The organism is Streptomyces sp. NPDC102451 (assembly GCF_044765485.1).
Classification (GTDB): domain Bacteria; phylum Actinomycetota; class Actinomycetes; order Streptomycetales; family Streptomycetaceae; genus Streptomyces.
Map to the genome: position 1 here is coordinate 115608 of NZ_JBIWKD010000016.1, position 19474 is coordinate 135081.

A 19474-nucleotide genomic window follows, 5' to 3' on the forward strand; every position below is an offset into this window, starting at 1 on the left:
GGATAAGCTCGGAGGAAGGGCTGTTCCGGGGGGAAGGCGATCATCCGTTGTCCGCTGCTGAGCATCTGAGACCGTTCAAAAACCGCAGACTTCTCGTGGTCTCCACCAACTACGCCCCCGAGCTGACGGGCATCGGCCCGTACGCCACGCAGCTCGCCGAGCACTGGGCGGCGTCCGGGGCCAGGACCGAGGTGCTGGCCGGCATGCCGCACTACCCCGCCTGGCGCGTGGACGAGCGGTACCGGGGCGTGTGGCGGAGGGAGGAGAGCCGCGAGGGGGTGCGGGTGCACCGGCGGCGCCACTATGTGCCGCCCCGTCAGACTGCGCTCAGACGTGGCGCGTTCGAGGCGTCCGTGCTCCTCCACGGGATACTCGCCCCGCCGCCCGGCCGCTTTGACGCGGTGGTCTCCCAGATGCCGAGCCTCGCGGGCGGTGTACTCGCCGCCCGGCTGGCACGCCGCCACCGCGTCCCCCACATACCCGTCGTCCAGGACCTGATGGGCGCCGCCGCCGCGCAGAGCGGCATCCGCGGCGGAGACAGGGCGGCGGAGGTAGCCGCGAAGGCCGAGCGTTACGCGCTGCGCGGCGCGGCCCTCGTCGGTGTCATCCACGAGAGCTTCGTGGAGGGGGTCACCGCCCTCGGGGTGGACCCCGGCCGGATCAGGGTGGTCCCCAACTGGACCCATGTGCAGAGCCCTTCGGCGGACCGTGCCGCCACCCGGGCCCGCCTCGGCTGGGCCGAGGACACGCCCGTACTGCTGCACTCCGGGAACATGGGCCTCAAGCAGGGGCTCGACGTCCTGGTCGGCCTGGCGCGGCTGGCCCCGGACATCCGGGTCGTCCTGATGGGCGACGGCAACCAGCGCGACGGGCTGCGCGAGCGGGCCGCGGGCCTGCCCAACCTCGACTTCCTCCCGCCCGCGGGCGCGGACGACTTCACCGATGTGCTCGCCGCCGCCGATGTGCTCGCGGTGACCCAACGGGCCTCCGTGCTCGACATGAGCGTGCCGTCCAAGCTCACCTCGTACTTCGTCTCCGGACGCCCGGTCGTCGCCTCCGTGGCCGACGAGGGCGGTACGGCCGACGAGGTGCGCCGTTCGGGCGCGGGCGTCCTCGTGGCGCCCGAGGACCCGGCCGCGCTCCTCGCCGCCGTACGCCGGCTGGCGGCCGATCCGGCGGCGGCGGACGCGCTGGGAGCGCACGGGCCGCGGTACGTCGCACAGCACCTGAGCAAGGAGGCGGGGCTCGCCCGCTTCGACGCCCTGCTTGCCGAGGCACTCGGGGAAGCACCGGCCGGCGCCACGCGTACCGGGGAATCACAAGGGGGAGCAAGCCGATGACGCACCAGATCCGTCCCCTGGACGACCAGGACGAACCGGCGCTGCTGCGGGACCAGTTCCGCCAGCTCCTGCGCTACCGAGCCCTGCTCGCCGGGGGCGTCGTCGTGGGCCTCCTCGGCGGGGGATTCCTCGCCCTGAGCGGCGACGACACCTACACGGCCGCCGGTGAGGTGCAGGTGCGCTCCGCGACCGCCGACCCCTTCGCCACCGGCGCCTCCGCCGACAAGGGCATCAACATCGGCTCCGAACGGCAGACCGCGGTCAGCGACACCGTGGGCGACCTGGCCGCCGGGACCCTGCTGAAGAAGGGCGACGACGTCACCGCCCGGAAGCTGCTGGCCGGCCTCCAGGTCACCAACCCGCCCAACACCCTCACCCTCCGCTTCTCCTACACCGGCGCCACCCCCGAGCAGGCCCGCTCCCGCGCCGAAGCCCTGGCCAACGCCTACCTCGCGCACCGCAAGGCGCGTACCGAGGAAAGCATCGACAACATGGCCGAGGGCTACCGCGCCCAGCTCGAACCGCTGGAGGAGAAGCGCGACCTGCTGGAGGAGCGGACCGGGGTCGACGCGGCGGACGACGTCAGCAGCGCCCGCGCCAACATCATCGTCTCCATCTCCGAGCTGAGCCGGAAGATCTCCGAGCTCAAGGCGCTCGACACCACCCCCGGCTACCTCAACAAGAAGCCCGTCGCCCCCACCGAGCCCGCCGGGGCCGGCCTGCCGCTGCTCCTCGGGCTCGGCGCGGTCGTCGGACTCGCCCTCGGACTGCTGCTGTCCTGGGTCCGCCTCGTCTTCGACCCCGCCGTACGCTCCCCCCGTGAGCTGGTCCGCTCGCTCGGGGCCCCGCTGCTCGGCACGCTGCCCAGGGAACGCGCGGCCGCGGGCACCCTGCTCGCGATCGGGCGCAGCGGTTCGAGGCTCGCCGAGGAGTACCGTGCGGTCGCCTTCCGGCTCGCCTACGACCCGTCGTTCGCGGAGCGGCGCCGTCTCCTGGTCACCGCCCCGCGCGGCGACAACGCGGCCGCGAAGGCCGCCGCGGTCAACCTGGCGGCCGCCTTCGCCGAGATGGGCCGCGACGTCCTGCTCGTCGAAGCCGATCTGCGCGCCCCGTCCCTCGCCCACGACCTGGGGCCGTCCGCCCACGAGGTCCGGCCGCCGCGCTGGGCCGCCGACGACGGCGACCGGGGCTGGCCCGCAGGCGGCCGCTCCCACGTGGACGTGCCCGGCTCCGGGGCGTTCGCCCTGGTGGCCGGGGTCACCGCGGACAACGTGCCGCGCGCCCTGACCTCCGCGTCCGTCGGCCGGATCGTCGCCGAGGCCGACCGCCCCGGCGCCGTCGTCCTCGTCCTCGCCCCGCCGGTGCTGTCGTACGCCGACGCGGTCGCCCTCGTCGACCGGGTCGAGGGCGTCATGGTGGTCTGCGACCCGCGCGAGGTGCACCGCAGCGACCTGGAACGCATCCGCGAGATCATCGGCGCCTCCGGCGGCTCGGTGCTCGGCGCCCTGCTCCACCCCGGCCGGGGCCGGCTGCGCCGCGCGGACCGCCGGCCCAAGTCGTCCCGGCACCGCACCGGAGGCCCCGGTGGCCCGGCCGCCGACGCCGACGCGCCGGAGGTCACCGGGAACCCCGACGAGACGATGGGGCTGCGCTCCTTCACCCTCCCGGGGGCGCGCCGGTGAGAGCCCGCACCGCGATCCTCTGCTCGGTCGCGGACCAGGGCGTGGCGGCGCTCACCAACATCCTGGTGCTGGTGGCCGCCGCCCGGCTCTCCACCGTGGCCGACTTCGCCCGCTTCTCCGCGGTCTACCTCGTCTTCACGGTGCTGCTGGGCGTCTCCGGCGCCTACACCGGGCAGCCGCTGGTCCTCCGGCGCGGCGGGGGCGCGGACACCCGGGGCGCCTGCCGCTCGGCCGTCGTGTTCACCCTGGGGGCCTCGGCGGGCCTCGGCGTCCTGCTGGCCGCCGTCTGCCTGTTCGTCCCGGGGGACACCGCCCGCGCCCTGCTGGCGCTCGGCCTCGTCCTGCCGGTGGTGCTGGGACAGGACTCCCTGCGCTACGCCTTCTCCACCCTCCAGAAGCCCCATCTCGCCCTGACCTCCGACCTGCTGAGGCTGGGCTGCGTGCTCGGCGCCCTGGCCGCCCAGGAGTACGGGGCCACGCCCGCCCGGCTGATCGCGGCCTGGGGGCTGTCCGCCCTGCCGGCCCTCCTGCTGTCCGCCGTGCTGCTGCACCGCTCGACCGCCGGGGCGCCGCTGCTGCTGCGCCCGATGCTGCGGCGCGGCCACCTCGGGCAGCGCTTCACGGTCGAGTTCGGCGTCGGCAACGCGACCAGCCAGCTCTCCGTCCTCGGCCTCGGCGCCGTCGGCAACCCGCTCCTCGTCGGCGCCCTGCGCGGGTCGACCACACTGTTCGGGCCGCTCAACGTGCTCTTCACCTCCGCCACGTCCTTCGGCCCGCCGCTGCTCGGCCGGATCGGCGACGAGCGGCGCCGCGTGCGGGCCACCGCGGGACTCGCCGGCGTCCTCGCCGCCACCGCCGCACTCTGGGCCGTCGCCCTGGCCCTGCTGCCGGAGCGTGCGGGGCGACAGCTCCTCGGCGACACCTGGCCCACGGCCGCCGCCCTGCTCCCGGCGACCGGCAGCCAGTACGCGGCGATGGCCGTGGGCACCTGCGGACTGCTCGCCCTGCGCATGCTCGACCCGCGTACGACCCTCAGCATCCAGGTCGTCTTCTCGCTCACCGCCGTGGCCCTCATGGCCGGGGGTTACGCCCTCGGCGGCATCCCCGGGGCCGCCTGGGGGCTGTGCCTCGGATCGCTCTGCAAGGCCGCCGCCACCTGGACCCGGGTCGCCCGGCTGCGCCGCCGGAGCCCGGCGGGGACCGTCAGCGCCGACGCGCTGCCCGCTGCTCCCTGAACGTCGTGACCAGCACCAGACACAGCGCGCCGATCGCCAGCTTCCCCGCGGCCTGGAGCAGCGGACCCCGCAGCAGGATGAAGGTGTAGCCGGCGATCAGCGGCGCCGCGATCGCCAGCACACTGCCCGGCCCCGGACCCGCCCGCGTGACCGCCAGGGCGTACCGCCGGTCGGTACGGGCCGCCGCGTAGCCGATCAGCGCCAGGCCGCCGATCATGCCGGACGCGCCGAAGTCGACCCAGAACTCGGTCCACAGCGGAGCGGACAGGTTGGTCATGTTCATCCCCATCCACTCGCCGACCCTGACCCCGGTGTCCTCCGGCTTCCCGCTCCACACGGCCCTGGGTACGAAGAAGAGTGCGGAGCCCGCGAGTTGACGGCCGTAGGTGTGGCCCCGGGTGTCCACCCAGGAGACGGTGTTGGCGAACATCACCGTCTGGTCGTAGTCCTTGGTGGCCAGCGGCTCGAAGACGGAGGCCGACTGCACGGGCCGGTACCCCTCGTCGTCGTAACGGAAGCGGTCGGCGTACGGGAACAGCACCAGGGCGCCTACCACACCCATGGCCAGCACCGACCGGTACATCGCCGCGCTGCTCGGGAACGCGGTGAAGAGCAGCGACACCAGCACCGTCAGGAACCAGTAACGCGCGTTGGACACCGGGTTGTTCACGACCAGGTTGACCGCCGCGAGCACCACCCACACCAGCACCGTCGAAGGGGAACGCCGCGCCCGGCGCGAGGTCACCAGACGCCGGGTGAAGAAGAGGAGCGCCAGCAGCGCGGGGACGGTGCCGAAGCCCTTCAGGAACGCGGAGCCGACATTCGACTCCGCCGAGGCCACCCCGCTCTGCGCCACCGTGTCGCTGATCTCCTGCCGACTGGAGAAGAAGACGGCCGGCCCCCCGAGCCTCAGTACGTAGTACGCGCTCGCCAGCAGCGCGAGCAGCACCAGCAGCCGCAGCCTGACCGGGTGGGCCACGGCGGGGCCTCCCGCGGCACGTGAGGGGGCGCGCCGCCGCAGCGGGCGGCGCGAGGCCAGCAGCGCCCCCAGGTCGAAGGCCGCGCACCCCACCAGGATCATCGCGATCGCCGTCACCAGGTCCGAGCGCGGTCCCACCATCGGGGTCGGGGTCTGCCCGATCACCACCTGCGCGAACGGCGCGACCCCCATGGCGATGTACACGAACATCCAGAAGACGCCCTGGAGCAGCCGCCGGCGCGTGGAGAGGATCATCGTGGCGAGCCGGGCGCCCGCGTAACACGTCAGGACGAGCTGCAGCCAGTAGGCGGTGTCCCTGACCCCCGAACCGGGCTGGGCGGCGATCACCGCGGGCAGGAAGACGACCAGGCCCAGGATGAGCGGCACGGACAGGGCCCGCGAGAGCATCGCCCACGTCAGCGGCCTCGCGGGCGGCTCGGCCGGCGGGCGCGGAGCACTCCCCGGGGCGGCGACGGCCCCCACCGACTCGTGCACGGACGTCATCGACCCCCCGATCACCGGCCCCGAGAGCCCCCCTGGCCCACGAACACCTTAACGAACACGCCCACTTGGGGTGATGTGATGGCTAGTCTGTGAACAAATAACCGAGGTTGGGGGGAACCCTGGTGAAGGTCCTGCACATCGTCACGCTGCACACCCCGGACCACGCGTTCGGCGGTCCGACCCGGGTCGCGCTGAACCTCTCCAAGGTGCAGCGCGCCGACGGCGACGACGCCCGCATCATGGCGCTGGGCGACGGCTTCGACGGCACTCTGCCGAGCGAGGTCGAAGGCGTGCCCGTACACCTCTTCCAGGCGCGGCACCTGCTCCCGATGTTCGAGGTCAGCGGCATCACCTCCGGCGCCCTGCTGCGCACCGCGCGCCGCATGATGCGCGGAGCCGACCTCGTCCACGTCCATCTGATGCGCGACCTCGTGACCCTGCCCGCCGCACTCCTCGCCCTGGCCACCCGCACCCCCCTCGTCGTCCAGACGCACGGCATGGTCGACCCGACCGAGAAACGGGTCGCCCAGCTCACCGACCTGCTGGGCGTCCGCACGGTGCTGCGCCGCGCCGACGCCGTGCTCCACCTCACCGAGGCCGAGCGCCTCGACGTGAACGCGGTCGCCGCACCGGTCGCCCTCACCAACACCGTCAGGCTCGTCAACGGCGTACGCCCGCAGGAGCGCAAGCCCGCCCGGGACGAGGGCCGTCCGCCGACCGTGCTCTTCCTGGCGCGCGTCCAGGAGCGCAAGCGGCCCGAGGACTTCGTCGCGGCGATGCCGGCCGTCCTGGCCCGCCACCCCGACGCACGCTTCGTCCTCGCGGGACCCGACACCGGCGCCCTGCCCGGCACCCTGGCACTCGCCCGCGGGCTCGGCGTCCTGGACTCCCTGGACCATGTGGGCCCCCTCGGCCACGAGGAGGTGCTCGCCGCCGGGCGGCAGGCCGATGTGTACGTCCTGCCGTCCATCGAGGAGCCGCTCGGCGTCTCCGTCCTGGAGGCCATGTCCGTCGGCACGCCCGCCGTCATCACCCGGACCTGCGGACTCGGCCCCGACGTGGCGGAGTCAGGGGCGGGACGGGTGATCGACAGCCGTGTCGGCGAGGACGCGGAGAACGCCCGCAAGGTCGCCGAGGCGGTCCTGGAACTGCTGGAGCCCGAGGCCAACGACCGTGCGGGCAAGGCCGCGTGGAACCTCGTCAACGAGCACTTCACCATCGAGGCCGTGACACGGACCCTCCGGGAGACCTACGAGGACGTGGTCAGCCGGAGGGTGTGAGCCGTCCCTACCTCAACCCGTCTTCCCCTCACGGGACTTGAGTGCGATCTGCCAGCGGTAGAAGCTCATCGCCAGCGCGAAGTCCAGGCCGGCGCGCCCGTCGAGGAAGCCCCGCCGGTAGACGTACATGTAGGCGAAGGACACCAGCGGCTTGAACGGCGCCTTGTGGAAGAGCTGCCCCTGACGGGACTTCACCTTCCGCACCTGCTCCTTGACGTCGGGGTGGTGCTCCAGCCACGCCTCCCAGTCCGAGTAGCGGTTGTGCCGCTCGAACCAGGCGGTCACGGGGTCCAGGTCCTGGTGCTCGATGGGGCTGCCCAGCGCCTCGGCCGTCGCGGCGACCGGCTGGTAGTGGCCCTCGACCTCCCCGATGCCGGGTGCCGCGAGGTCGCCGACCTCCGGGTAGTGGCACCTGGTCCGGTCGGTCAGGGACCGCTTGCGGATCGTGTAGCCGTGCCGCAGCCGCTTCCCCGAGAACCAGTACCCCAGCGGTATGTCGTACGCCGCCGGCTTCGGGCTGTCCGGGTCGGCGAAGATCCTCCGGAGCTCCGCCAGCAGGCCGGGGCTCAGCCGCTCGTCACCGTCGAGCAGCAGGATCCAGTCCAGATCGGTGCGGACGTTCTCCAGGCACCACTGCTTCTTACGGGGATGGCCTCCGTCCCAGGTGTACGTGACCACTTCGGCGCCGCACTCCTCGGCGATCTTCGCCGTCCCGTCGGTGCTGTGGGAGTCCACCACGACGACCGCCTCGAAGTGGCCCAGGACCGACTTCACCGCCTCGGCGATGTTCAGGCCCTCGTTCTTCGTGGGGATCGCCACGGCGATCGGCAGCTTGCTCATGCGTTGTCTCCTTGCGGCAGCCAGGCGTAGCAGCCTGTGGAGGTGAAGGTGCGGGCGGACCCGGGGACGGTGACGGCAACCTGCTCACCGGTGCCGGACGAGCCCGATGCCAGCTCCTTGCCCTTCGCCCCGGTCAGCTGCCAGCTGCAGGCCTCGGTGGGGGAGGGGGCGCGGTAGCGGCCGGCCCTGAGCTCCTTGCCGGTGTGCGTGCCGTCGGCGTAACCGAGGGCGGCCTCGTCGACGAGGTCCTGGTGCTGGGGGCAGAGGTGGGTCACGGCCGGCTCCGCGTCCGTGACCTCGCCGGAGACGATCGAGGCGACGGCGATGTCCCGGTCGGCCTTGACCAGGTAGCGGAGCCGGTCGCAGGTCTCCTGGCCGGTCTGGAGCACCGCGGCCGGGTCCATCCCCTTCGGCACGCGGTCGGTCAGGTACTCCTTCTGCTTCTTCGTGAAGGTGCCCGTGGCCGGGGTGAGTTCCCCGGCGGGAGCCTTCGGCGTGCTGCTGGGCTTTTGCGGTCCCGCCGCCGTCGTCGGGACCGCGGACGGCGTGGGGGAGGCCGCCGCGGACGGCGTACTGCCCGCCGCGGCCGCCCTGCCCCCGTCACCGGACCCGCCGGACGAGCCGGACGAACCGCAGGCGGCCAGTACCGCCGTCGCGAGGGCGACGGCGGCACCGGCCAGGAACGGGTGTCTCATTCAGCGTTCCTCAGTGCGTAGTGCGCGCTGACCTGGGATGCGCTCAGCGCGGTCGGGTAGACGGCGGTCTCGTCGATCTGGCCGGCGAAGAAGTTGCTGGTGGGCCGGTTCGGCCAGTTGGCCAGGTTGTCGCCGCCGACCCTCCAGTACCCGGGGTAGTTCTCGTTGCCGGTGTAGAGGAGGTTGGAGGCGCGCAGCTGCCCGTCGACGTAGAGCGCCATGCCACCGGTGCCCTGGGTGGCGACGACATGGTGCCAGTTGCCGTCGTTGAAGGCCCCGGTCGTGGTGACGGTGCGGTAGCCGCCGCTGTAGACCCCGAAGACCAGCCGCCCGTTGTTGGCCATGTAGACCTGCTTGTCGTACCGGGTGCTGTTCTGCATGGTCAGATTGCCGAACCCGATGATCTTGCCGCCCTTGACGGTGGTGGTCCTGATCCAGGTCTCCACGGAGAAGCGGGCCGGCTGTGCGTGGAGCTTGTTGCTGTACGCGTACTCACTGGAGCCGTCGAAGCCGATGGCGGTCGAGCTGCCCGCGATCGCCGCCGGGGTCTGCCGGTAGGCGGGCGCGTTGCGCAGGAAGCCGTTGTTCAGGCCGCCCGTGGTGTCCGCCGCGAACGTCGAGGTGCCCTCGTCGTAGCGCCAGTAGAGCGAGGCGCCGTCGGACAGCACCCGCGCCGGATAGGGCTGGGTGGAGGCGGCGACGGTCGCCGACTGCGCGGGGGACTTGGCGCTGGTGTTCGTGCCGTCGCTCGCCGTGACGCGGTACGAGTGGGTCTCGCCCACCGCCACGTCGGTGTCGGTCCACTTCAGCTGCGGACGGTCCCAGAAGAGCGAGTAGCCCGTGACGGTGTGCACGGGTGTGCTCGCGCCGTCCTTGTAGATCCGGTAGGTCAGCTCCCCGTCGTCGGTGTCGAAGCTGGTCTGCCACTGGACGTCGATCCGCCCCGGCGTGACCGTGGACAGGCTGACGTTGGGCACCCAGGGAGCCCCGGTGTCCGGGCCGTCCGCGAAGCGCGTCAGCCCCTGCTGGCCGGCGCCGTTGACGGTGGTGAACTCCCCGCCGACCCACAGGTAGTGGCGGCCGCCCTTGTCGGTCTGCGCCATCACCCGGGGCCCGACCGGCTCACCGATGCCGTCGTTGGTGTCCGGGAACCAGGGCAGCAGCGTCGGGTCGTCGACGGACTGGGCCAGCAGGTGCTTGCGCGGCTGGTCGGGGAACTCGCCCATGCTGGCGCAGTCGTGGGCGTGGCTCCCGCTGTACAGCACGCCCGAATGGACCAGGACGGCCTGGGTGGCGCCCAGGCAGGTGTCCCGCCAGCGCTGCTGGTAGTCGTCGAGGTCGATGGCGATCCGGCCGTCGAACACCCCGCCGCCCGTACCCTCGTTGGCGGTGTACAGCCCGGTCGCGTCCGTGGTGAGGTCCTGCACCGTCGAGGTGTTGGGGATGAAGCCCGGGTAGCTCTTGGTGAGCGCGCCCGTGGTGGCGTCGACCACGGCCAGCGCGTGCGAGGTGGTGCCGTTGACGGTGAAGAAGTCACCGCCGAGCGCCACGTGCTGCCCGTCGGGGGTCACCTGCACGGCCCGCGCCACCTCGTCGGCGTTGGCCGTCCACGGCAGCAGACCCGCGCCCGTGGTGACCGCGGCGAACTTGTTCCTCGTCTGCCCGCCCACACTGTTGAAGTCACCGGCCAGATAGACCGTGTCCGCGGTGACGTCCAGGGCCCGTATGGTCGCCGAGACCGAGATCTTGAAGTTCTGCCGGGGCGTGCAGGTCGCGGTGTCGATCGCCGCGATGTTGCTGACGCCCACCCCGTTCACCGCGCCGAACTGGCCGCCCGCATACAGGGTTCCACCGTCGGGCGAGAGCGCGAGCGCCCGCACCGTGGCGGTCCCCGAGGACAGGGTGAACGACAGGGCGCAGCCTGTCGGCGCTCCCGTCGCCGCGTCGAACGCCGCGAAGTTGACCGCGGGCTCCTCCGAGGTGCCCGCCGCCGCGCCGGGCGGCCGGACGGTGGAGAACGTGCCGCCGGCGTAGACGACCCCGTCCGTCGCGGCCATCGACCAGACGATGCCGTTGGTCTGCCAGGTGGTCAGGTCGTCCGCGGTGAGGGACACCGGCGGTGTCAGCGCCGCCGCCGGGGAGGCCCCGGCCGCTGTCGCGGTCAGGGCTCCGGCGAACAGGCAGAGCGCGGCGGATGCGGCCCGCACACGGCCGCTTCCCCCGGGTCTCCGCCCCGAGCTTCCGTTCATCATTCAACTCCGAAGGTGAGAACGAGCTGCGGCCGGTAGGCCGCGGTTGCCTCGCTCGACCAGATGCGGAGACTGTCCGTCCCGCTGCCGGTCAGGGCGAGTGAGGTGACGGAGCCCAGGGCCCCGCCCAGTGCGGACGCGTCCAGTTCCGCCGAGTAGTCGGTGGAGACCGAGGCCGCGCCGCTGATGGTCCCCAGCACGGACGTGGAGAGCGCCGGCCGGGTGTTGTAGGTGACCGCCGATTCGGTCCACGCACCGGTGACCGGCACGATGCTGTGGCTCTCGGCCGTCCCCGCCGTCGAGTCCGACGAGGTACGGAAGGTGAGCCGCGCGCTCTTGAGCACCTGGCCCGCCGGGGCGGACGGCAGGGTGAACCGCAGATAGCTCAGATAGGGCGTGGTGCCCCGAGAGGCCAGCTGGCTGTCGTTGTAGTTCGTGTTCGCCGCGACGCCGTTGACGTACGCGTCCTCGTCCGGGGTGAGGGCGACGGTGCTGTCGTCCGGACCCGGCGGGGTGCCGGCCAGCTCGTGGTGGGCGGCGACCTGGGCGGCGGTCAGCGCCGACGGGTAGACCGCGGTCTCGTCGACCTGCCCGGCGAAGTAGCTGCTCGTGGGGCGGTTCGGCCAGGCGTTGTTCATGGCGTCGCCGCCCACCCGCCAGTAGCCGTCGTACGAGCGGTTGCCGGTCGCCGCGTTCGTGCCGACCGCCGCCCCGTCGATGTACAGCACCATGCCCGCCGGCCCCTGTGTGGCGACCGCGTGGTGCCAGGCGCCGTCGTTGTAGGAGCCGGCCGAGGTGATGGTGGGCCGGGTGTTGCCGCTCTGGACGCCGAACGCCAGCCGGCCGTCGTCCGTCAGATAGACCAGCTTGTCGGAGATGCTGCTCGTGTGGCCGGCCGCCGTACCGATGTTGTTGCCGTAGCCGACGATCCGCCCGCCCCGCGTCGACGTGGTGCGGAACCAGGTCTCGACCGAGTACGGCGAGGGCGAGGTGTGGTGGTGCAGCCGGTCGCTGTAGACGTACTCGTCCGTGCCGTTGAGGGAGAGCGCGGCGGAACCGGCCACCGCGGACGGCGTGGACCGGTAGGACGGCGCGTTCACGTACACCCCGCCGTCCTCGCCCGCCGACGCGTCCGCGGCGAAGGCGCCCCCGGCCTCGTCGTAGCGCCAGTACAGGCCGGCCCCGTCCGCGAGGACCTTCTCCTGGTACGGGGACGCCGACGACGCGGCGGTCACCGACACGGCGGCGGACAGCGCGCCGGTGTTCGTGCCGTCGCTCGCCGTGACCCGGTAGCTGTACGACCGGCCCGCCACCACGTTCCGGTCGGTGAAGGTCAGCTGCGGCCTGCTGAAGAACAGCGAGGAACCCGTCGTCGTGTACACCGGCGTCGAGCCGCCGTCGCGGTACACCCGGTACGTCAGCAGACTGTCGTCCAGGTCCAGGCTGCTGCGCCAGCTGACCCTGACCTCACCGGCCCGCGGCGCGGACACGCTCACCGCCGGCACGGGGGGCGCCCCGGTGTCCGGGGTGTTCGCGAACCGGGTCAGCGCCTGCTGGCCGGTCCCGTTGACCGTGGTGAACTCACCGCCCACCCAGAGGAAGTCCCGGCCGCCCTTCGAGGACACGGTCAGTGCCCGCGGACCGACCGGCTCACCGATGCCGTCGTTGGTGTCCGGGAGCCAGCCCAGCAGATCCGGACGGTCGACGGACTGGGCGGTCAGATGCTTGCGGACCTGGTTGGGGAAGCCGCCCATGGTCGAGCAGTCGTGCACATGGCTGCCCGCGTACAGCACCCCCTGGTACACCCGGAGGGCCTGCGTCGCACCCTGGCAGGTGTCCCGCCAGCGCTGGTCGAAGTCGTCCAGGCCCATGGCGAGCCGGCCGTCGAAGGACGAGCCGCCCGCGCCCTCGCCCGCCGCGTACCAGCCGTCGGACGCCTCGTCCGTGACGATGTCCTTGATGACGGCGGACGACGGGATGAAGCCGGAGCCGTAGGCGCGGGTGACGGCGCCCGTGGCGGCGCTGGTCACCGCGAGCGCGTGCGAGGCGGTGGAACCGACGGTGAAGAAGTCACCGCCGATGAGGACGCTGCCCCCGTCCGGGGTCACCCGCAGGGTGCGGCCGGGCTCGTCCGCGTTCGGGTTCCATCCGGTCAGCGCCCCCGCCGCGGTGACGGCGGCGAAGAAGCGCCGGGCCGTCCCGTCGACGGTCTGGAAGTCGCCGCCCGCGTAGACCGTGCCGTCCGCCGCGACGTCGAGGGCGCGCACCGTCGCCCCGAACTGCGGCGCGAAGCCCGTGCGCGGCCGGCAGGTGGCGGTGTCGATCGCGGCCAGCCCGTTGGCGGCCGCGCCGTTCACCGCGTTGAAGTATCCGCCCGCGTACAGCGTGGACCTGTCGGGTGAGACGGCCAGCGCCCGGACCGTGGCCGTGCCGCTCGTGCGGGTGAAGGAGAGCGAGCAGCCGGTGGGAGCGCCCGTCGCCGCGTCGAACGCGGCGAAGTTCACGGCGGGCGTCGTGTTGCTCCCGGCCGGGGAACCGGCCGGCCGGACACCGGAGAAGGTGCCGCCCGCGTAGACCACCCCGTCCGCCTCGGCCAGCGACCAGACGATTCCGTTGGTCTGGTACGTGGACAGGGCGTCGGCGGTGAAGCCGACCGGCGGGGTGAGCGCGGCGGCCGGGGCGGCGGAGAGCGCCGTGAGCGTGCCCGCGGCGAGGCCCAGCACGGCGGCGAACACCCCGCCCCGGGTGCGCCCGAGGGTGAGTCCGAGGCGTCCGGCGCCTCTCGGTCCGCTCATCGGTCCACCCGCACCGCGGACCCCGTGAGCTGGTCCCTCAGCAGCCGGATGTCGGCGTCCACCATGATCCTGGCCAGCTCGCGCGACTTCACCTCCGGCTTCCAGCCGAGGAGTTCCTCCGCCTTGGACGCGTCACCGATCAGCGCGTCGACCTCGCTGGGACGCTCGTACTTCGGGTCGTAGCGCACATGCTCGGCCCAGTCGAGGCCCGCGTGCTCGAAGGCGTACTCCAGGAACTGCCGGACGCTGACCCCCTCGCCGGCCACCACGTAGTCGTCGGGGGTGTCGCACTGGAGCATCCGCCACATCGCCTCCACGTACTCGGGGGCGTACCCCCAGTCGCGTACGGCGTCGAGGTTGCCCAGATGCAGCCGGTCCTGCAGCCCCGCCTTGATCCTGGCCACCCCGCGGGTGATCTTGCGGGTCACGAAGGTCTCGCCGCGGCGCGGGGACTCGTGGTTGAACAGGATCCCGTTGGTGGCGAACATCCCGTACGCCTCGCGGTAGTTGACCGTCGCCCAGTACGAGTACACCTTGGCCACGCTGTACGGGCTGCGCGGGTGGAACGGCGTCCCCTCGTTCTGCGGGGGCGGGCTCGCGCCGAACATCTCGGAGGAGGACGCCTGGTAGACCCGGGTCTCGATGCGGCTGGCCCGGATCGCCTCCAGCAGCCGGACCGTCCCGAGCCCCGTGACGTCACCGGTGTACAGCGGCGCGTCGAAGGAGACCCGGACGTGGGACTGCGCGCCGAGGTTGTAGACCTCGTCGGGCCGGACGTCCCGCAGCAGGTTCACCAGCGCGACCCCGTCGGAGAGATCGGCGTGATGGAGCACGAAGGAACGATTCGCTTCCTCGGGGCCCTGATAGATGTGGTCGATCCGCTCCGTGTTGAAGGTCGACGAGCGGCGTATCAGGCCGTGGACCGTGTACCCCTTCTCGAGCAGCAGCTCCGCCAGGTACGAACCGTCCTGCCCGGTCACGCCGGTGATGAGTGCGGTTTTTGCCATGACTCCCCCCTTCTGTGGCCGCCCTTCGGGCGGTTCGGATCACCGAAATATCTGTATCTGAGCGGAATGCGGCAAAGGGTCACCCGGATGCCGGGCTGCTGGCAGAATCCGAGCCATGACGACCGACCTCCCCGGACCTTCCCGGGAATCCGTCCGCCCCCTGCTGCGCCCCGGCGCCCGCATATTCGTCGCGGGACACCGCGGCCTCGTCGGTTCGGCGCTGGTGCGCCGCCTCACCGCCGACGGCCACGACGTGATCACCCGCGGCCGGGACGAACTCGATCTGCGCGAGGCCGCGCCGACCGAGGCGTTCCTGCGTGACACCCGCCCGGACGCCGTGGTGCTGGCCGCCGCCAAGGTGGGCGGGATCATGGCCAACAGCACGCGTCCGGTGCAGTTCCTGGAGGACAACCTCCGGATCCAGCTCGCCGTGATCGCGGGCGCGCACGCCGCAGGGATCCAGCGGCTGCTCTTCCTCGGCTCGTCGTGCATCTATCCCAAGCACGCCCCCCAGCCGATCCCCGAGGACGCGCTGCTCACGGGCCCGCTGGAGCCGACCAACGAGGCCTACGCACTGGCCAAGATCGCCGGCATCGTGCAGGTCCAGTCCTACCGCCGGCAGTACGGCGCCTCGTACATCAGCGCCATGCCCACCAATCTCTACGGTCCCGGGGACAACTTCGACCTGGAGACCTCGCACGTGCTGCCCGCCCTGATCCGCCGCTTCCACGAGGCGAAGCGGGACGGCGCGGACGAGGTCACCCTGTGGGGATCCGGCAGCCCCCGCCGCGAGTTCCTCCACGTCGACGACCTCGCCGCCGCCTGCGTGCGGCTGCTGGAGGTGTACGACGGTGCCGAGCCGGTCAACGTCGGCTGCGGCGAGGACCTCACCATCCGCGAACTCGCCGAGACCGTACGGGATGTGACGGAGTACCAGGGAAGCATCGTCTGGGACACCTCGAAGCCCGACGGCACCCCGCGCAAGCTCCTCGACGTCTCCCGGCTCTCCTCCCTCGGCTTCAAACCGCAGATCCCGCTGCGGGACGGCATCGCCCGCACCTACGCGTGGTGGCTCGGCCGGCACGCCCCCCGGGGCTGACGCCTCGGCCGGACGGCCGCGGTACGTCCTGAACCCGTGCACGCCGGTACCCCCGTGTCCCCCCACCACGTCTCAGTACGCCCCGCGGCCGTCGGTGACGGCGCGCACCGTACGGGCCAGGAGCCCCATGTCCGTGGCCACCGACCAGTTGTCGACGTACCAGAGGTCCAGCGAGACCGTCTCCTGCCAGGAGAGGTCCGACCGCCCGCTGACCTGCCACAGACCGGTCAGGCCCGGCCGTACCGCCAGCCGCCGCAGCTCCCGCTCGTCGTAGCGCGACACCTCCTCCGGCAGCGGCGGACGCGGGCCTACCAGGGACATGTCACCCCGCAGCACGTTGAGGAGCTGAGGCAGCTCGTCCACGGACGTACGGCGCAGGGCGTGGCCGATGCGGGTCACCCGGGGGTCACGGCGCATCTTGAACATCGGGCCCTCGCTCTCGTTCGCCGCCGAGAGCTGCTCCCTGCGGGACTCCGCGTCCGCCACCATCGTGCGGAACTTCCACATGGTGAACGGCCTGTTGTGCCGGCCGTGACGCGTCTGACGGTGGAAGACCGGACCGGGCGACGAGAGCCGCACGGCCAGAGCCACCGCGAGGAACAGGGGAGCGAGCACCAGCAGTCCGAGCGCGGCGCCCGCCCGGTCCACGACGGTCTTGAGCACGGCCTGCGGGCCGCGCCGCAGCGGTGGCGCGACATGCAGCAGGGTCAGTCCGGCGGCGGAGGCGGGCCGCACCCTGGCCGCGGCGACCCCCGACAGGTCCGAGAGCACGCAGAGGGCGAGCCCGCCGTCGTGCAGCCCCCACGCCAGCCGGCGCAGCCGGTCGTCGTCGAGCCGGGGACCGGGCGCGACGAGCACCAGATCCGCGTCGTGGGCGAAGGCGCCCCCCAGCACCGTGGACACGTCGTCGTCGGCCGGCCGGGGCGTCAGCCGCCCCGTCACCGGCGCCCCGCAGTCCGGCGCGGCCGGGCCCACCGGGACCACGGCCACCGCCGTGTACGGGTGATCCTCACGGGAGTTGAGCAGACGCACCGCCCGGTCCAGGCCCGCCGCCTCACCGACCACCAGGACCCGGCGCGCTCCCCGCCGCCCCGCGGACCTGCGTAACCCGCCCGTGGCCCCGGCGAGGACGGCCACGGCCAGACCGGGCACCAGCGCCGCGACGGCGGTCGCCGGGTCGAGGCCGCCGCCCGTCACGGCCAGCAGCACCGCCAGCAACCCGACGAGCACCAGCCAGTCGCCCGAGGAGGCGCGGGCCGCCCCCGGCGCTTCCGGCCGCCGCTCGTACCGGCCGCGCGCCGCGCGCACCCCGGTCCACACGAGCGCGGCCGACGTCGCGGCGGCCAGCGGCCCCGGCTGATCGCCGGCCCGCAGCACGAGCCAGGCGGGAACTCCCAGGCCCAGCAGGTCGGTCAGGACGAGGAAGGGCACACGCGGACCGGGCGGCTTCTTCGCCCGCGGTCTCTCCGCGTGATCGCGCTCGACGGTCGTCGGGGCTCTCCATAACTGCTCGGGAGCCACCGTGCGATTCCGGGCAGCGGCGGTACGCGGTCGTGGTGCCCCCGCGAGCCCGACAGGCCCGGATATATCCGATTCAGGTATTTCGACATGCCCCATGAACCCCCCAGCCACAGTTGCATCCCCACAAACGGGGCGCATCCGCCGATCCCATGGACTGACGGATGCGCCCTCGCTCGGTGCACGATATCCACACACGTGCCATTTCGCTGGAGTTCTCGTGAAGTTCAGACAGGGCGGACACTGTGACGCATGTCGCGTCGGCCGGTGGTTTCCGCCGTGCTCCCACGGGGAGCACCTAAAATGGGGACATGGAACCGCTTTCCGAGGAACAGACCGGCCGGCTCGTCGCGATCGTGATGGATCAGGCCAGGCAGGGCCGTACGGAGGAGCTCCTGGAGTTCTTCGACCACGGGCTGCCCGTGGACGTACAGGACCAGGAGGGCAACACGGCGCTCATGCTCGCCGCGTACCACGGGCACACGGAGACGGTCGAGGCGCTCGTCGGGCGCGGCGCCGACGTCGATCTGCGTAACGCCAGGGACCAGTCACCGGTGGCGGGCGCCCTGTTCAAGGGCGAGGACGCGATCGTCGCCGCACTGGTCGCGGCGGGCGCCGACCTGGACGCCGGGACCCCCAGCGCGCGGGCCGCGGCGGAGATGTTCGGGCGGACGGCACTGCTGAAGTAGCCACCGCACGGGGGAGGGCCCGGGGCGGCGAACCGCTGCCCCGGGCCCCACGTACAGCCGGTGGTTCAGGCCTGCTTGGAGGCCTTCAGGGCCTCGATGGCCTTGCGCACACCCTCGCCGTAGGCCGGGTCGGCCTGCGTGCAGTGGCTGATGTGACGCTCGACGGTGGCCTGGGAGGCACCGTCGATGGCCCGCGCGGTGTTGCCGAAGAGGGCGTCCTGCTCCTCCGGGGTCATCGCCCGGAAGAGATTGCCCGGCTGCTCGAAGTAGTTGTCGTCGTCCTCGCGGTAGTCGAACCGGTCGGCCGCGGCGCCGTCGAGCGCCAGACCCGGCTCGGCGAACTGCGGCTGTTCCGCCCAGCGGCCGTAGCTGTTCGGGGTGTAACCGGGGACCGCGCCCTGGTTGCCGTCCACGCGCAGCTGGCCGTCGCGGTGGTAGGTGTTGACGTTCTTCGCGCCGCGGGGCTGGTTCACCGGGATCTGGTGGTGGTTGACCCCGACGCGGTAGCGGGCCGCGTCACCGTACGAGAACAGCCGGCCCTGCAGCATACGGTCGGGCGACGCACCCACGCCGGGAACGAGGTTGGCCGGGGTGAAGGCGGCCTGCTCCACGTCGGCGAAGTAGTTCTCCGGGTTGCGGTTGAGCTCGAACTCGCCGACCTCGATGAGCGGGTAGTCCTTCTTGGACCAGACCTTGGTCAGGTCGAACGGGTGGTAGCGGTACGTCGCGGCGTCCGCCTCCGGCATGACCTGGATGTAGAAGGTCCACTTCGGGTGGTCACCGCGCTCGATGGCGTCGAAGAGGTCCGCCTGCGAGGACTCGCGGTCGTCGGCGACGACCGCGGCGGCCTCCTCGTCGGTCAGGTTCTTGATGCCCTGCTGCGTGCGGAAGTGGAACTTCACCCAGAAGCGCTCGTTGCTCTCGTTGATGAACGAGTACGTGTGGGATCCGAAGCCGTGCATGTGGCGGTAACCGTCGGGGATGCCACGGTCCGACATCACGATGGTGACCTGGTGCAGGGCCTCGGGAAGGTTGGTCCAGAAGTCCCAGTTGTTCTCCGCCGAGCGCAGGTTGGTGCGCGGGTCGCGCTTCACGGCGCGGTTCAGGTCGGGGAAGTGGTGGGGGTCGCGGTGGAAGAAGACCGGCGTGTTGTTGCCGACGACGTCCCAGTTGCCCTCCTCCGTGTAGAAGCGAAGGGCGAAACCACGGATGTCCCGCTCCGCGTCGGCCGCGCCGCGCTCACCGGCGACGGTCGAGAAGCGGGCGAAGAGCTCCGTCTCCTTGCCGACCTCGGAGAAGAGGGCGGCCCTGGAGTAACGGGTGATGTCCTGCGTCACCTTGAAGGTGCCGAAGGCGCCGGATCCCTTGGCGTGCATACGACGCTCCGGGATGACCTCACGGCTGAAGTGGGCGAGTTTCTCCAGGAACCAGACGTCCTGGAGCAGCATCGGGCCACGCGGACCGGCGGTGACGGCGTTCTCGTTGTTCGCGACCGGTGCGCCGGCGGCAGTGGTCAGCGGCTTCGTGTTGTCAGAAATTTTCCTGCTCCTCCGTGTGAAGAC

General features: G+C 72.2%; 14 protein-coding genes. 6 read left to right on the forward strand and 8 right to left on the reverse strand.

The features are described 5' to 3' along the window. Positions 1 to 95 precede the first annotated feature (95 nt). Genes ACIRD8_RS29135 through ACIRD8_RS29145 form a run of 3 tightly spaced genes read left to right on the forward strand, consistent with a single transcriptional unit; the run spans position 96 to position 4257 of the window. The gene (locus ACIRD8_RS29135) at positions 96 to 1340 is read left to right on the forward strand and encodes a glycosyltransferase (protein ID WP_403997862.1); all 1245 of its coding nucleotides are present in this window, start codon (positions 96 to 98) and stop codon (positions 1338 to 1340) included. Further along, positions 1337 to 3022 (forward strand): lipopolysaccharide biosynthesis protein, encoded by a 1686-nt coding sequence (locus ACIRD8_RS29140; RefSeq protein ID WP_403997864.1) that lies wholly within the window; start codon positions 1337 to 1339, stop codon positions 3020 to 3022. Before ACIRD8_RS29135 ends, ACIRD8_RS29140 begins: the two co-directional genes overlap by 4 nt. After that, complete coding sequence (locus tag ACIRD8_RS29145; RefSeq protein ID WP_403997867.1) at positions 3019 to 4257, forward strand: hypothetical protein; 1239 nt, start codon at positions 3019 to 3021, stop codon at positions 4255 to 4257. The genes ACIRD8_RS29140 and ACIRD8_RS29145 overlap by 4 nt, the downstream gene beginning before the upstream one ends. Here the strand turns inward: ACIRD8_RS29145 and ACIRD8_RS29150 are convergent. Next, positions 4226 to 5740, reverse strand: coding sequence for a hypothetical protein (locus ACIRD8_RS29150; RefSeq protein ID WP_403997870.1), 1515 nt, complete (start codon positions 5738 to 5740; stop codon positions 4226 to 4228). The genes ACIRD8_RS29145 and ACIRD8_RS29150 overlap by 32 nt on opposite strands. 122 nt (positions 5741 to 5862) lie before the next feature. On the opposite strand from ACIRD8_RS29150, the gene ACIRD8_RS29155 reads away from it, so the two are divergent. After that, entirely contained in the window at positions 5863 to 7020 is a 1158-nt protein-coding gene (locus ACIRD8_RS29155) for a glycosyltransferase (protein WP_403997873.1), read from the forward strand. Between the two features lie 12 nt (positions 7021 to 7032). Here the strand turns inward: ACIRD8_RS29155 and ACIRD8_RS29160 are convergent, their stop codons facing one another. Genes ACIRD8_RS29160 through gmd form a run of 5 tightly spaced genes read right to left on the reverse strand, consistent with a single transcriptional unit; the run spans position 7033 to position 14606 of the window. Further along, complete coding sequence (locus ACIRD8_RS29160; protein ID WP_403997876.1) at positions 7033 to 7860, reverse strand: glycosyltransferase family 2 protein; 828 nt, start codon at positions 7858 to 7860, stop codon at positions 7033 to 7035. Beyond that, positions 7857 to 8555: a hypothetical protein gene (locus ACIRD8_RS29165; protein ID WP_403997879.1), complete on the reverse strand. Its 699-nt coding sequence runs from the start codon at positions 8553 to 8555 to the stop codon at positions 7857 to 7859. Before ACIRD8_RS29165 ends, ACIRD8_RS29160 begins: the two co-directional genes overlap by 4 nt. Continuing rightward, positions 8552 to 10807, reverse strand: coding sequence for a LamG-like jellyroll fold domain-containing protein (locus ACIRD8_RS29170; protein ID WP_403997882.1), 2256 nt, complete (start codon positions 10805 to 10807; stop codon positions 8552 to 8554). Before ACIRD8_RS29170 ends, ACIRD8_RS29165 begins: the two co-directional genes overlap by 4 nt. Beyond that, complete coding sequence (locus ACIRD8_RS29175) at positions 10804 to 13599, reverse strand: DNRLRE domain-containing protein (RefSeq protein ID WP_403997885.1); 2796 nt, start codon at positions 13597 to 13599, stop codon at positions 10804 to 10806. The genes ACIRD8_RS29170 and ACIRD8_RS29175 overlap by 4 nt, the downstream gene beginning before the upstream one ends. After that, complete coding sequence (gmd, locus tag ACIRD8_RS29180) at positions 13596 to 14606, reverse strand: GDP-mannose 4,6-dehydratase (protein ID WP_403997888.1); 1011 nt, start codon at positions 14604 to 14606, stop codon at positions 13596 to 13598. Before gmd ends, ACIRD8_RS29175 begins: the two co-directional genes overlap by 4 nt. Before the next feature lie 115 nt (positions 14607 to 14721). On the opposite strand from gmd, the gene ACIRD8_RS29185 reads away from it, so the two are divergent. Continuing rightward, on the forward strand, positions 14722 to 15705 hold the full coding sequence (locus tag ACIRD8_RS29185; RefSeq protein ID WP_403997891.1) for a GDP-L-fucose synthase family protein: 984 nt from the start codon (positions 14722 to 14724) through the stop codon (positions 15703 to 15705). Between the two features lie 72 nt (positions 15706 to 15777). On the opposite strand, the gene ACIRD8_RS29190 is transcribed toward ACIRD8_RS29185, so the two are convergent. Continuing rightward, the gene (locus tag ACIRD8_RS29190) at positions 15778 to 17322 is read right to left on the reverse strand and encodes a sugar transferase (RefSeq protein ID WP_403997894.1); all 1545 of its coding nucleotides are present in this window, start codon (positions 17320 to 17322) and stop codon (positions 15778 to 15780) included. A 212-nt stretch (positions 17323 to 17534) separates the two neighbouring features. On the opposite strand from ACIRD8_RS29190, the gene ACIRD8_RS29195 reads away from it, so the two are divergent. Further along, entirely contained in the window at positions 17535 to 17912 is a 378-nt protein-coding gene (locus ACIRD8_RS29195) for an ankyrin repeat domain-containing protein (protein ID WP_403997897.1), read from the forward strand. Between the two features lie 65 nt (positions 17913 to 17977). On the opposite strand, the gene ACIRD8_RS29200 is transcribed toward ACIRD8_RS29195, so the two are convergent. Next, positions 17978 to 19450, reverse strand: coding sequence for a catalase (locus tag ACIRD8_RS29200; protein WP_403998054.1), 1473 nt, complete (start codon positions 19448 to 19450; stop codon positions 17978 to 17980). Positions 19451 to 19474: the final 24 nt, after the last annotated feature.

Bases quoted from the DNA above. Each gene is read 5' to 3' on its own strand.
- ACIRD8_RS29140 (WP_403997864.1), top strand. From the start codon at position 1,337: ATGACGCACCAGATCCGTCCCCTGGACGACCAGGACGAACCGGCGCTG.
- ACIRD8_RS29150 (WP_403997870.1), bottom strand. From the start codon at position 5,740: ATGACGTCCGTGCACGAGTCGGTGGGGGCCGTCGCCGCCCCGGGGAGT.
- ACIRD8_RS29160 (WP_403997876.1), bottom strand. From the start codon at position 7,860: ATGAGCAAGCTGCCGATCGCCGTGGCGATCCCCACGAAGAACGAGGGC.
- ACIRD8_RS29165 (WP_403997879.1), bottom strand. From the start codon at position 8,555: ATGAGACACCCGTTCCTGGCCGGTGCCGCCGTCGCCCTCGCGACGGCG.
- ACIRD8_RS29170 (WP_403997882.1), bottom strand. From the start codon at position 10,807: ATGATGAACGGAAGCTCGGGGCGGAGACCCGGGGGAAGCGGCCGTGTG.
- ACIRD8_RS29175 (WP_403997885.1), bottom strand. From the start codon at position 13,599: ATGAGCGGACCGAGAGGCGCCGGACGCCTCGGACTCACCCTCGGGCGC.
- gmd (WP_403997888.1), bottom strand. From the start codon at position 14,606: ATGGCAAAAACCGCACTCATCACCGGCGTGACCGGGCAGGACGGTTCG.
- ACIRD8_RS29185 (WP_403997891.1), top strand. From the start codon at position 14,722: ATGACGACCGACCTCCCCGGACCTTCCCGGGAATCCGTCCGCCCCCTG.
- ACIRD8_RS29190 (WP_403997894.1), bottom strand. From the start codon at position 17,322: ATGGGGCATGTCGAAATACCTGAATCGGATATATCCGGGCCTGTCGGG.
- ACIRD8_RS29195 (WP_403997897.1), top strand. From the start codon at position 17,535: ATGGAACCGCTTTCCGAGGAACAGACCGGCCGGCTCGTCGCGATCGTG.